The organism is Bacillus sp. LJBS17 (assembly GCF_019334685.1).
In the GTDB taxonomy this organism is placed as follows: domain Bacteria; phylum Bacillota; class Bacilli; order Bacillales; family Bacillaceae; genus Bacillus; species Bacillus subtilis.
In genome coordinates, this window is record NZ_CP079759.1 from 1,742,660 (window position 1) to 1,755,372 (window position 12,713).

The following is a 12,713-nucleotide window of genomic DNA, read 5'->3' on the forward strand; positions in this document are numbered from 1 at the left end:
GTGACTGAACTAGGAATCCGGCTCAAAGAAGCCAGAGAGGAAAAAGCAATGTCATTGGATGATCTCCAAGCGGCAACAAAGATTCAAAAAAGGTATTTAACCGCCTTGGAGGAAGGAAACTATGACATTATTCCGGGGAAGTTTTATGTTCGGGCATTCATCAAGCAATATGCAGAAGCCGTTGGGCTTGATGCGGATCAGCTGTTTGAGGAGCATAAAAAAGATATCCCTAATACGTATCATGACGATGTGTCTGAAAAGATCTCCGGCATGAATCTTCAAAAGGAAATGCCGAAGCCAGCATCTAAGGCGCTGGAGCTGCTGCCAACGATACTTGTTATTCTCGGCGTGATTGTCGTGATTGCCATTGTGTACGCGATCATTCAGTTTGCCAATCACAAAAACAGTGATGATCACAATGCGGCATCAGAAAAAGCAATTACGCAAAGTGAGAGCAAGTACGAAATCCCTAAAGATTCAACGCTGAAAGAGAATCAAAATAACAGCTCTGAAAAAGAGACAGACACTAAAAAAGAAACGAAAGAAAACGAAGATAAGAAAAAAGAAAATGACAGTGATAAGCTGGAGATTAAAGCTGCTGGCACTGAAGGATCGTTAACGACTTATGAAGTGTCCGGCGCTGATAAAATCGAGCTGGAACTGAAGGCATCAGACAGCTCCTGGATTCGAGTGCGCGATGAAAACAGCAGCTCTTTAAAAGAAGGAACGCTGAAAAAAGACGAGACCTATAAAAAAGACATAACTGATCAGAAACAAGTTGATATCCGCACCGGATATGCACCTAATCTGAAAATAAAAATCAACGGTAAGGTTCTTTCATATGAACTTGATCCGAAAAAAGTGATGGCACAAACTATAAAGATTGTAAATAAAAAGGAAGAAAAGTCATCTTAATTACCAGATGACTTTTCTTCACGTCCGAGTATGAAATTGGAGGGGCTTTATGTTTAACTTACCAAATAAAATCACACTAGCTAGAATCGCATTAATCCCAATCTTCATGATTATCATGCTGGCGCCGTTTGACTGGGGCAGGCTCGAAGTTGGAGACGAATCGATCCCGGTCGCACATTTGGCGGGGGCCATTCTATTTATTATTGCATCTACAACAGACTGGGTGGACGGGTATTATGCCCGAAAATTGAATCTCGTAACAAACTTCGGGAAATTTCTTGATCCGCTTGCGGACAAACTGCTGGTATCCGCAGCGTTAATTATCCTTGTTCAATTTGATCTCGCTCCAGCTTGGATGGTCATTGTGATTATCAGCAGGGAGTTTGCCGTGACAGGTTTAAGGCTTGTCTTAGCCGGAACAGGAGAAGTCGTAGCTGCTAACATGCTTGGTAAAATCAAAACCTGGGCACAGATTATTGCGGTATCCGCATTGCTTCTTCATAATCTTCCATTTGAACTTGTGTCATTCCCGTTTGCAGACTTGGCACTGTGGGTAGCCGTCTTCTTTACTGTCGTCTCAGGATGGGAATATTTCTCTAAAAACTGGGAAGCGTTAAAAACATCTAACTAAGAAAGAAGGACTTCGTCATGGAATTTCCAAAAAAAGCAGAAATAATTGCAGTCGGTTCAGAGCTGCTGCTTGGCCAAATCGCCAATACAAATGCTCAATTTATCAGCAAACAGCTCGCTGAAATCGGGGTCAACGTATTTTATCATACAGCGGTCGGAGATAACCCGGAGCGGCTGAAGCAGGTCATCCGCATTGCTGAAGAACGCTCTGACTTCATTATTTTTTCAGGAGGGCTTGGACCCACAAAAGATGATCTGACGAAAGAAACGATTGCAAATACGCTGGGACGTCCGCTTGTGTTAAATGATGAGGCATTCCAATCCATTGAGGACTATTTCAAACGAACAAAACGCACGATGTCACCTAATAACCGAAAACAGGCGCTTGTGATCGAAGGTTCTGACGTGCTGGCGAATCACTTTGGAATGGCCCCGGGAATGCTCACAGAGCATGAATCGCGCTATTATATGCTTCTTCCTGGACCGCCGAGCGAATTGCGTCCAATGTTTGAAAACGAGGCAAAGCCTCTTCTGCTGAAAAAGATGGGTTCAAATGAAAAAATTGTGTCAACCGTTCTTCGCTTTTTCGGTATCGGTGAATCTCAGCTTGAAGCCGATTTGGAAGATATTATTGATGCGCAAACCAATCCGACAATTGCGCCTTTGGCGGCTGATGGAGAGGTGACGCTGCGTCTGACAGCCAAACACGCCGATGAAAAGGAAACAGAGCGTCTGTTAAAAGAAACAGAGGCCGTTATCTTAGAGCGTGTCGGTGAATTTTTCTATGGTTACGATGATACTTCTCTTGTAAAAGAGCTATCTATAGCGTGCAAGGAAAAAGGCATTACAATTTCTGCGGCAGAAAGTTTTACCGGAGGGCTGTTTTCTGAATGGCTGACGGATCATAGCGGTGCCTCAAAATTATTTGCCGGGGGCGTTGTTTGCTATACAAACGACGTGAAGCAGAATGTGCTTGGTGTCAAGAAGGAAACATTAGATCGTTTTGGGGCGGTCAGCAAGGAGTGCGCATCCGAACTGGCTAAGGGTGTTCAAAAACTCACTGGCAGCGATATCGGCATTAGCTTTACTGGTGTAGCAGGACCTGATGCTCAAGAAGGGCATGAGCCTGGGCATGTGTTTATCGGCATTTCCGCAAATGGTAAAGAAGAGGTTCACGAGTTTCACTTTGCGGGCTCCAGAACGGGGATCAGAAAACGCGGCGCTAAATACGGCTGCCATTTAATCTTAAAGCTTTTAGAGCAAAAATAATATTTTCAGCACATTATCCTCCTAAGAAAACATGATTTCTCTGATACATTATGATATTTTGATAGGAATCACGCCAAGAAAAAATCCGAATATGCGTTCGCTTTTTTCTTGGCAAATCCCTTCAAACAGGGTATAGTATATGTAGTGGTAACATAAAGGAGGAAAAAATAGAATGAGTGATCGTCAGGCAGCCTTAGATATGGCTCTTAAACAAATAGAAAAACAGTTCGGCAAAGGTTCCATTATGAAACTGGGAGAAAAGACAGATACAAGAATTTCTACTGTACCAAGCGGCTCCCTCGCTCTTGATACAGCACTGGGAATTGGCGGATATCCTCGCGGACGGATTATTGAAGTATACGGTCCTGAAAGCTCAGGTAAAACAACTGTGGCGCTTCATGCGATTGCTGAAGTTCAGCAGCAGGGCGGACAAGCCGCGTTTATCGATGCGGAGCATGCGTTAGATCCGGTATACGCGCAAAAGCTCGGTGTTAACATCGAGGAGCTTTTACTGTCTCAGCCTGACACAGGCGAGCAGGCGCTTGAAATTGCGGAAGCATTGGTTCGAAGCGGGGCAGTTGACATTGTCGTTGTCGACTCTGTAGCCGCTCTCGTTCCGAAAGCGGAAATTGAAGGCGACATGGGAGATTCTCATGTCGGTTTACAAGCACGCTTAATGTCTCAAGCGCTTCGTAAGCTTTCAGGGGCCATTAACAAATCGAAGACAATCGCGATTTTCATTAACCAAATTCGTGAAAAAGTCGGCGTTATGTTCGGGAACCCGGAAACAACTCCTGGCGGCCGTGCGTTGAAATTCTACTCTTCCGTGCGTCTTGAAGTGCGCCGTGCTGAACAGCTGAAACAAGGCAACGACGTAATGGGGAACAAAACGAAAATCAAAGTCGTGAAAAACAAGGTGGCTCCGCCGTTCCGTACAGCCGAGGTTGACATTATGTACGGAGAAGGCATCTCAAAAGAAGGCGAAATCATTGATCTAGGAACTGAACTTGATATCGTGCAAAAAAGCGGTTCATGGTACTCTTATGAAGAAGAGCGTCTTGGCCAAGGCCGTGAAAATGCAAAACAATTCCTGAAAGAAAATAAAGATATCATGCTGATGATCCAGGAGCAAATTCGCGAACATTACGGCTTGGATAATAACGGAGTAGTGCAGCAGCAAGCTGAAGAGACACAAGAAGAACTCGAATTTGAAGAATAAAAATAAAATAAGTTTCAAATGATACAAAAGGCTGAGTGAAAAACTCAGCTTTTTTGTATTTTGCAAAAAAATGATAAAAATATTGCTTTTTTTGACAACTTTTTTATGGCTTTATTCGTCTAACAAAACGTGTGCAAAATGGAATTTATTTTGGGAGGAAAAAATGAATGACAAGCCCAACCCGCAGAAGAACTGCGAAACGCAGACGGAGAAAACTCAATAAAAGAGGAAAACTGTTGCTTGGTCTTTTAGCAGTGATGGTTTGCATTACGATTTGGAATGCTCTTCATCGAAATAGTGAAGAAAACGAACCATCTCAAGAAACTGCAGCGGTTTCAAATACCGATCAGAAAAAAGAGGTCAAAAAGAAAACTGCCAAAAAATCAGAGGAACAAATCAAAACAGTGGATCGAAACCAAAAAATCAGCAATTATTTAGAAGAGATCGGTTTCAGCGGAACAGCCATGATTGTCAGAAATGGAGAAATTGTAACAAATAAAGGTTTTGGCTATGCTGACCGTAAACACTACATTCAAAATAATCCATTGACATCTTTTTATGTCGGTTCATCACAAAAAGCGCTGATTGCAACTGCTATTTTGCAGCTAGAGGAAAAGGGGAAACTTCAGACAAGTGATCCGGTAAGTACGTATTTACCTCACTTTCCTAACGGACAAACGATTACTTTGAAGAATCTGCTTACACATACATCGGGGATAAACGGACATATTGAAGGAAACGGCGCCATTACGCCGGACGATTTAATAAAAGACATAGAACTGCAGGGAATCAAACGTCAGCCGGGCGTATGGGACTACAAGGATTCCAACTATTCTGTTCTCGCTTATATTATTGCTGAAGTAAGCGGTGAGTCCTATGAACAGTACATAAAGAATCATATTTTTAAACCTGCGGGAATGACGCATGCAGGCTTTTACAAAACATATGAAAAAGAACCTTATCCTGCTGTCGGGTATAAGATGAAGGGCGGCAAAACAGTTACACCGTATATACCTGATCTATCTCAGCTGTATGGAGCCGGTGATATTTATATGAGCGCTATAGATATGTACAAATTTGACCAAGCGCTGATAGACGGAAAACTGTATTCGCAAAATAGCTATGAAAAGATGTTTACGCCAGGGAGCAGCTCCACATACGGCATGGGATTTTATGTTGCTCCCGGAAGCTATTCAAACCATGGTGTTATGCCGGGCTTCAATATCTTGAACAGCTTTAGCAAATCTGGGCAAACCATTGTTATTTTGTTCTCAAACATTCAAAATAATGCTAAATTGGGCCAAGTGAACAATAAAATATACCAGCTTCTGAATCAAGAATGATTGGCGTTCTTCTTTTGGATGAATTGCATTCGGAACGTGAAAAGACGACTGGCCTGCAAACGTTAAGATGGCAAGCTTGACAAGTATTTCCGACACATTTACAATGAAGTTGTAACATTTGTTTTTTTAACATGATTGTTAAACCATTTAAACTTGACAAGGGCGATGAACACACTCATTCCCTGTGAAGGTTCTGTATGTTGAGAAAACTAGACAATGTACATGCCGACACTTTTTAAGCAACAACCAAGTTCATAGCAAGAGGAGGTGAAAGTATGACCCCAATTATGATGGTTCTCATCTCCATTTTGCTGATTCTACTCGGTTTAGTTGTTGGCTACTTTGTTCGTAAAACCATTGCCGAAGCGAAAATTGCGGGCGCACGCGGTGCAGCCGAGCAAATTCTTGAAGATGCGAAGCGTGATGCTGAAGCACTGAAAAAAGAAGCTCTGCTTGAAGCAAAGGATGAAATCCACAAACTTCGAATAGATGCTGAACAGGAAGTTCGTGAAAGACGAAATGAGCTTCAAAAACAAGAAAACCGTTTACTCCAAAAGGAGGAAAACCTTGATCGCAAACATGAGGGAATTGATAAACGGGAAGCGATGTTGGAGAAGAAAGATCATTCTCTGAATGAACGACAACAACATATTGAAGAGATGGAAAGCAAAGTGGATGAGATGATTCGTATGCAGCAGTCAGAGTTGGAACGAATTTCGAGTCTGACTCGTGATGAAGCAAAACAAATCATTCTTGAGCGGGTTGAAAACGAGCTTTCACATGACATCGCCATCATGACAAAAGAAACTGAAAACCGTGCGAAAGAAGAGGCGGATAAGAAAGCGAAAAACATTCTTTCACTCGCCTTACAGCGCTGCGCAGCGGACCACGTTGCCGAAACAACGGTATCAGTTGTCAATCTTCCAAATGATGAGATGAAAGGACGTATCATCGGACGGGAAGGGCGTAACATTCGTACGCTTGAAACGCTGACAGGAATTGACCTGATTATTGATGATACGCCTGAAGCTGTCATTCTTTCCGGATTTGATCCGATCAGACGTGAGACAGCCAGAATTGCTCTTGATAAACTCGTTCAGGATGGCCGTATTCATCCGGCACGGATTGAAGAAATGGTTGAAAAATCTCGCCGCGAGGTCGATGACTATATTCGTGAGATGGGTGAGCAAACGACATTTGAGGTTGGCGTTCACGGCCTCCACCCAGATCTCATCAAGATCCTCGGCCGCTTAAAGTTCCGTACAAGCTACGGTCAAAATGTGCTTAAGCATTCCATGGAAGTCGCATTCTTGGCCGGTCTAATGGCATCGGAGCTTGGTGAAGACGCAAAGCTTGCTAAACGTGCGGGTCTTCTTCACGACATCGGGAAAGCAATTGACCATGAAGTAGAAGGAAGCCACGTTGAAATCGGGGTAGAGCTTGCGACCAAATATAAAGAGCACCCAGTCGTGATTAACAGTATTGCATCACACCACGGGGATGAGGAGCCGACTTCCATTATCGCTGTGCTGGTAGCTGCAGCAGATGCGCTTTCCGCTGCAAGACCTGGCGCAAGAAGTGAGACGCTCGAGAATTATATTCGAAGACTTGAAAAACTCGAAGAAATTTCTGAGTCCTACGAAGGTGTTGAAAAATCATTTGCCATTCAGGCTGGACGCGAAGTGCGTATTATGGTGAAGCCGGATTCAATTAATGATCTTGAGGCTCATCGACTGGCGCGAGATATCCGCAAGCGAATTGAGGACGAGCTCGATTATCCAGGTCATATTAAGGTGACAGTAATCAGAGAGACTCGAGCCGTAGAGTATGCAAAATAAAGTGATGCGCTAAGCATCACTTTATTTTTTTGACGACAAGGAATTTTCAAGAAGAAAGGATTTACAAAATGAGAATTTTATTTATCGGAGATGTTGTCGGTTCACCGGGCCGTGACATGGTCAAAGAATATGTACCAAAGCTAAAAACAAAATATAAGCCTCACTTTACCATTATTAATGGTGAAAACGCCGCACATGGAAAAGGCCTGACGGAAAAAATTTATCACAGCCTAATCCAGTCCGGCGCAGATGCAATCACAATGGGGAACCACACATGGGACAAAAAAGAAATATTTGATTTTATAGATGACGTTCCGAACTTGGTTCGCCCGGCAAACTTTCCTGAAGGAACACCGGGGAAAGGGATCACATATGTGAAAGCAAACGGCAAAGAACTAGCAGTCATTAATTTGCAGGGACGTACGTTTTTGCCGCCGCTTGATGACCCGTTTTTAAAAGCGGACGAATTGATCGCAGAAGCTGCGAAAAGAACACCGTACATTTTTATCGACTTTCATGCCGAAGCGACAAGTGAAAAGCTCGCACTTGGCTGGTACACGGATGGGAGGGCGTCGGCTGTAGTAGGAACTCATACACACGTGCAAACAGCGGATAACCGCATTTTGCCGAAGGGAACGGCATATATTACTGATGTGGGAATGACTGGCCCGTATGATGGTATACTGGGGATGGACAGAGAGACGATTATTAAGCGATTCAAAACGAACCTTCCAGTCCGGTTTACTGTCGCTGAAGGAAAAACAACGCTCAGCGGAGTTGTCATTGACATTGACGATCAAACGAAAAAAGCCGTGAAAATTGAGCGTATTTTAATCAACGATGATCACATGTTCTTTGAATAGTTGAACATATGGTTATTTTATAAAAATATTAAAAAGAAAAGCAGGAATATAGCAACTCCTTAGTGAATATAGTAAAAATGGAAGGTAGCCCGCTATTTTTGAAAAGCATTGTGGGGATGGCTTTTTGGATAGCAACATCTAATAATGATTGTTCTAATGAACACTCACTTATCCATTGTAAAACTAAGGGGGAGCAGAAATGGAAATCTTAAAAGTTTCAGCAAAATCGAGTCCAAATTCAGTGGCAGGTGCGCTTGCAGGCGTGTTGAGAGAGCGAGGAGCCGCCGAGATTCAAGCGATCGGAGCGGGTGCATTAAACCAGGCTGTAAAAGCTGTGGCGATTGCCAGGGGATTTGTGGCGCCTAGCGGCGTTGATTTGATTTGTATTCCGGCTTTTACAGATATTCAAATCGATGGGGAAGAAAGAACAGCGATTAAATTAATCGTGGAGCCTCGCTAAAAACAAATAAAGCATTCTCAACCTGTTTGCGTAATGCAAACAGGTTGTTTTTCATTTATTGTGATATTTTCTCCCGATAGTATTTTTAGCACATAAATGAGCGAATATACAAAATCAAAAATGAGCTAAAACGTTTCAAAAAAAATTCCGCCCATTTTTCAAGACAGATACTTTTGTCCTTCTGGAGAAGACAGTGCTGTTTACGCTTATTCCATATCATGGTACAATCCGAATATAACAAGAATTTTTCAAGGAGGATTGTACATGCAGAGTGGAAAGATGAAAGCTCTAATGAAAAAGGACGGGGCGTTCGGTGCTGTGCTGACTGAAGTTCCCATTCCTGAGATTGATAAACATGAAGTCCTCATAAAAGTGAAAGCCGCTTCCATATGCGGCACGGATGTCCACATTTATAATTGGGATCAATGGGCACGTCAGAGAATCAAAACACCCTATGTTTTCGGCCATGAGTTCAGCGGCATCGTAGAGGACGTGGGAGAGAATGTCAGCAGTGTAAAAGTGGGAGAGTATGTGTCTGCGGAAACACACATTGTCTGTGGTGAATGTGTCCCTTGCCTAACAGGAAAATCTCATGTGTGTACCAATACTGCTATAATCGGAGTGGACACGGCAGGCTGTTTTGCGGAGTATGTAAAAGTTCCAGCTGATAACATTTGGAGAAATCCCGCTGATATGGACCCGTCGATTGCTTCCATTCAAGAGCCTTTAGGAAATGCAGTTCATACCGTACTCGAGAGCCAGCCTGCAGGAGGAACGACTGCAGTCATTGGATGCGGACCGATTGGTCTTATGGCTGTTGCGGTTGCAAAAGCAGCAGGAGCTTCTCAGGTGATAGCGATTGATAAGAATGAATACAGGCTGAGGCTTGCAAAACAAATGGGAGCGACTTGTACTGTTTCTATTGAAAAAGAAGACCCGCTCAAAATTGTAAGCGCTTTAACGAGTGGGGAAGGAGCAGATCTTGTTTGTGAGATGTCGGGTCATCCCTCAGCGATTGCCCAAGGTCTTGCGATGGCTGCGAATGGCGGAAGATTTCATATTCTCAGCTTGCCGGAACATCCGGTGACAATTGATTTGACGAATAAAGTGGTATTTAAAGGGCTTACCATCCAAGGAATAACAGGAAGAAAAATGTTTTCAACATGGCGCCAGGTGTCTCAGTTGATCAGTTCAAACGTGATCGATCTTGCACCTGTTATTACCCATCAGTTTCCGTTAGAGGAGTTTGAAAAAGGTTTCGAACTGATGAGAAGCGGGCAGTGCGGAAAAGTAATTTTAATTCCATAAAGGGGGATAAACATGACGAAGGAATTTGAGTTTTTAAAAGCAGAGCTTGATAGTATGAAAGAAAACCATACATGGCAAGACATAAAACAGCTTGAATCTATGCAGGGCCCATTTGTCACAGTGAATCACCAAAAAGTCATTCAGCTATCTTCTAATAATTACCTCGGATTCACTTCACATCCTAGACTCATCAACGCCGCACAGGAGGCCGTTCAGCAGTATGGAGCCGGCACCGGATCAGTGAGAACGATTGCCGGTACATTTACAATGCATCAAGAGCTTGAGAAAAAGCTGGCAGCCTTTAAAAAAACGGAGGCGGCACTTGTATTCCAATCAGGCTTCACAACAAACCAAGGCGTACTTTCAAGTATTCTATCAAAAGAGGATATTGTCATCTCAGATGAATTGAACCATGCCTCTATTATTGACGGAATTCGACTGACAAAGGCGGATAAAAAGGTGTATCAGCACGTCAATATGAGTGATTTAGAGCGGGTGCTGAGAAAGTCAATGAATTATCGGATGCGTCTGATTGTGACAGACGGCGTATTTTCCATGGATGGCAACATAGCTCCTCTGCCTGATATTGTAGAGCTCGCTGAGAAATATGACGCATTTGTGATGGTGGATGACGCCCATGCATCCGGAGTACTTGGCGAAAACGGCAGGGGAACGGTGAATCACTTCGGTCTTGACGGCAGAGTTCATATTCAGGTCGGAACATTAAGCAAGGCAATCGGAGTGCTCGGCGGCTACGCTGCAGGTTCAAAGGTGCTGATCGATTATTTGCGCCATAAAGGCCGTCCATTTTTATTCAGCACATCTCATCCGCCGGCTGTCACTGCAGCTTGTATGGAAGCGATTGATGTCTTGCTTGAAGAGCCGGAGCATATGGAGCGCTTGTGGGAGAATACTGCCTATTTTAAAGCAATGCTTGTGAAAATGGGTTTGACTCTGACAGAGAGTCAAACGCCGATTCTTCCTATTTTAATAGGTGATGAAGGTGTGGCAAAGCAATTTTCAGATCAGCTCCTTTCCCACGGTGTTTTTGCCCAAAGTATCGTTTTCCCGACTGTAGCAAAGGGAAAAGCCAGAATTCGCACGATTATAACAGCAGAGCACACCAAAGATGAACTGGATCAGGCGCTTGATGTCATCGAAAAGACGGCAAAGGAGCTCCAGCTATTGTAACAAGAGGAAGAGTTTACTCTTCCTCTTTTGATTCCTTATTGATTATTATTCTCAATGAGTGTACAATGATAGGTTGCCAGTTGTGCAGAGCTTCAATAACCTTTATACTGAAGGGTGGAAGTTTGGTTTGAAAGGAGAAAATATGACATGAATGAAAAACAAAAATTAGAGAGCGGACAAGTTAATCCATCGGACAAAAAATCCGAGAAGGATTACAGCAAGTACTTTGAAGCTGTTTACATTCCGCCTTCTTTAAAAGACGCGAAAAAACGAGGCAAGGAAGCCGTTACTTATCATAATGACTTTAAAATTTCTGAACAATTTAAAGGATTGGGAGACGGAAGAAAGTTCTATATCCGTACGTACGGCTGCCAAATGAATGAACACGATACAGAGGTTATGGCAGGGATCTTTATGGCGCTCGGTTACGAAGCGACAAACTCTGTTGACGATGCCAATGTCATTTTGTTAAATACATGTGCAATCCGTGAAAATGCTGAAAACAAGGTGTTTGGTGAGCTCGGGCACTTAAAAGCACTGAAAAAAAACAATCCCGATCTGATTTTAGGCGTGTGCGGCTGTATGTCCCAAGAGGAATCAGTCGTGAACCGTATTTTGAAAAAACATCCGTTTGTCGATATGATTTTCGGAACGCATAACATTCATCGCCTGCCGGAGCTTTTGTCAGAAGCATACCTTTCAAAAGAAATGGTTGTAGAAGTTTGGTCTAAGGAAGGGGACGTTATTGAAAACCTTCCGAAAGTCCGAAATGGAAAAATTAAGGGCTGGGTCAATATCATGTACGGCTGTGACAAATTCTGTACGTATTGCATTGTGCCTTACACACGCGGGAAAGAAAGAAGCCGTCGCCCTGAGGATATCATTCAGGAAGTGAGAAGGCTCGCAAGTGAAGGCTATAAGGAAATTACTCTGTTAGGCCAAAACGTAAACGCGTATGGAAAAGACTTTGAAGATATGACGTACGGACTTGGTGATTTGATGGATGAACTGAGAAAAATCGATATCCCGAGAATCCGTTTTACAACGAGTCATCCGCGCGACTTTGACGACCGCCTCATTGAAGTGCTGGCAAAAGGCGGAAATCTGCTTGATCACATTCATCTTCCGGTTCAATCAGGAAGCTCAGAAGTTCTGAAGCTGATGGCCCGCAAATATGACAGAGAGCGTTACATGGAGCTGGTGCGAAAAATTAAAGAAGCAATGCCAAACGCTTCATTGACAACGGACATTATCGTCGGATTTCCAAATGAAACGGACGAACAGTTTGAAGAAACGCTTTCTCTATACCGTGAAGTGGAGTTTGACAGCGCCTATACGTTCATTTACTCTCCGCGTGAGGGCACTCCGGCTGCTAAGATGAAAGATAATGTACCGATGCGTGTGAAAAAAGAACGCCTGCAGCGTCTGAACGCGCTGGTGAATGAAATTTCTGCTAAAAAAATGAAGGAATACGAAGGCAAGGTTGTCGAAGTATTAGTTGAGGGTGAAAGCAAAAATAACCCTGATATTCTTGCCGGCTATACGGAAAAAAGCAAGCTTGTCAATTTCAAAGGGCCGAAGGAAGCCATCGGCAAAATCGTCCGCGTGAAAATCCAGCAAGCGAAAACATGGTCGCTTGACGGAGAAATGGTAGGAGAAGCAATCGAGGTGAAATAA

The 12,713-nt window shown here is 43.4% G+C and carries 11 protein-coding genes; all 11 read left to right on the plus strand.

Features of this window, described 5'->3' with window-relative positions; translation table 11 throughout:
• The first annotated feature begins 48 nt into the window (after window positions 1-48).
• The 11 genes from rodZ to miaB all read left to right on the plus strand — a co-directional run bounded on the left by rodZ (window position 49) and on the right by miaB (window position 12,713).
• Entirely contained in the window at window positions 49-915 is an 867-nt protein-coding gene (rodZ, locus tag KXZ66_RS09010; protein WP_014476837.1) for a cell shape determination protein RodZ, read from the plus strand.
• A gap of 49 nt (window positions 916-964) precedes the next feature.
• Window positions 965-1,546 (plus strand): CDP-diacylglycerol--glycerol-3-phosphate 3-phosphatidyltransferase, encoded by a 582-nt coding sequence (pgsA, locus tag KXZ66_RS09015; RefSeq protein WP_003244753.1) that lies wholly within the window; start codon window positions 965-967, stop codon window positions 1,544-1,546.
• 17 nt (window positions 1,547-1,563) lie between these two features.
• Complete coding sequence (locus KXZ66_RS09020; RefSeq protein WP_003231847.1) at window positions 1,564-2,814, plus strand: competence/damage-inducible protein A; 1,251 nt, start codon at window positions 1,564-1,566, stop codon at window positions 2,812-2,814.
• Window positions 2,815-2,986: 172 nt separating this feature from the next.
• Window positions 2,987-4,033: a recombinase RecA gene (gene recA / locus KXZ66_RS09025; RefSeq protein WP_003245789.1), complete on the plus strand. Its 1,047-nt coding sequence runs from the start codon at window positions 2,987-2,989 to the stop codon at window positions 4,031-4,033.
• 167 nt (window positions 4,034-4,200) lie between these two features.
• Window positions 4,201-5,376, plus strand: coding sequence for a serine hydrolase domain-containing protein (locus tag KXZ66_RS09030; RefSeq protein ID WP_032725712.1), 1,176 nt, complete (start codon window positions 4,201-4,203; stop codon window positions 5,374-5,376).
• Window positions 5,377-5,651: 275 nt separating this feature from the next.
• Window positions 5,652-7,214, plus strand: a complete 1,563-nt coding sequence (gene rny / locus KXZ66_RS09035) for a ribonuclease Y (protein ID WP_003221010.1) — start codon at window positions 5,652-5,654, stop codon at window positions 7,212-7,214.
• 68 nt (window positions 7,215-7,282) lie between these two features.
• The gene (gene ymdB, locus KXZ66_RS09040; protein ID WP_003245138.1) at window positions 7,283-8,077 is read left to right on the plus strand and encodes a 2',3'-cyclic-nucleotide 2'-phosphodiesterase; all 795 of its coding nucleotides are present in this window, start codon (window positions 7,283-7,285) and stop codon (window positions 8,075-8,077) included.
• A 199-nt stretch (window positions 8,078-8,276) separates the two neighbouring features.
• Window positions 8,277-8,537 (plus strand): stage V sporulation protein SpoVS, encoded by a 261-nt coding sequence (spoVS, locus tag KXZ66_RS09045; RefSeq protein WP_003154135.1) that lies wholly within the window; start codon window positions 8,277-8,279, stop codon window positions 8,535-8,537.
• Between the two features lie 264 nt (window positions 8,538-8,801).
• Window positions 8,802-9,845: an L-threonine 3-dehydrogenase gene (gene tdh / locus KXZ66_RS09050; RefSeq protein ID WP_014664024.1), complete on the plus strand. Its 1,044-nt coding sequence runs from the start codon at window positions 8,802-8,804 to the stop codon at window positions 9,843-9,845.
• Window positions 9,846-9,857: 12 nt separating this feature from the next.
• Window positions 9,858-11,036: a glycine C-acetyltransferase gene (locus tag KXZ66_RS09055; RefSeq protein ID WP_038828267.1), complete on the plus strand. Its 1,179-nt coding sequence runs from the start codon at window positions 9,858-9,860 to the stop codon at window positions 11,034-11,036.
• A 147-nt stretch (window positions 11,037-11,183) separates the two neighbouring features.
• Window positions 11,184-12,713 carry a tRNA (N6-isopentenyl adenosine(37)-C2)-methylthiotransferase MiaB gene (gene miaB, locus KXZ66_RS09060; protein ID WP_014664026.1) on the plus strand — a complete coding sequence of 510 codons (1,530 nt, stop codon included), beginning with the start codon at window positions 11,184-11,186 and terminating at the stop codon, window positions 12,711-12,713.

What these genes read in the sequence shown, in the direction of transcription:
- rodZ (WP_014476837.1), top strand. Translation starts at nt 49, where the DNA reads ATGTCATTGGATGATCTCCAAGCGGCAACAAAGATTCAAAAAAGGTAT.
- spoVS (WP_003154135.1), top strand. Translation starts at nt 8,277, where the DNA reads ATGGAAATCTTAAAAGTTTCAGCAAAATCGAGTCCAAATTCAGTGGCA.
- pgsA (WP_003244753.1), top strand. Translation starts at nt 965, where the DNA reads ATGTTTAACTTACCAAATAAAATCACACTAGCTAGAATCGCATTAATC.
- tdh (WP_014664024.1), top strand. Translation starts at nt 8,802, where the DNA reads ATGCAGAGTGGAAAGATGAAAGCTCTAATGAAAAAGGACGGGGCGTTC.
- KXZ66_RS09055 (WP_038828267.1), top strand. Translation starts at nt 9,858, where the DNA reads ATGACGAAGGAATTTGAGTTTTTAAAAGCAGAGCTTGATAGTATGAAA.
- KXZ66_RS09030 (WP_032725712.1), top strand. Translation starts at nt 4,201, where the DNA reads ATGACAAGCCCAACCCGCAGAAGAACTGCGAAACGCAGACGGAGAAAA.
- recA (WP_003245789.1), top strand. Translation starts at nt 2,987, where the DNA reads ATGAGTGATCGTCAGGCAGCCTTAGATATGGCTCTTAAACAAATAGAA.
- ymdB (WP_003245138.1), top strand. Translation starts at nt 7,283, where the DNA reads ATGAGAATTTTATTTATCGGAGATGTTGTCGGTTCACCGGGCCGTGAC.
- KXZ66_RS09020 (WP_003231847.1), top strand. Translation starts at nt 1,564, where the DNA reads ATGGAATTTCCAAAAAAAGCAGAAATAATTGCAGTCGGTTCAGAGCTG.
- rny (WP_003221010.1), top strand. Translation starts at nt 5,652, where the DNA reads ATGACCCCAATTATGATGGTTCTCATCTCCATTTTGCTGATTCTACTC.
- miaB (WP_014664026.1), top strand. Translation starts at nt 11,184, where the DNA reads ATGAATGAAAAACAAAAATTAGAGAGCGGACAAGTTAATCCATCGGAC.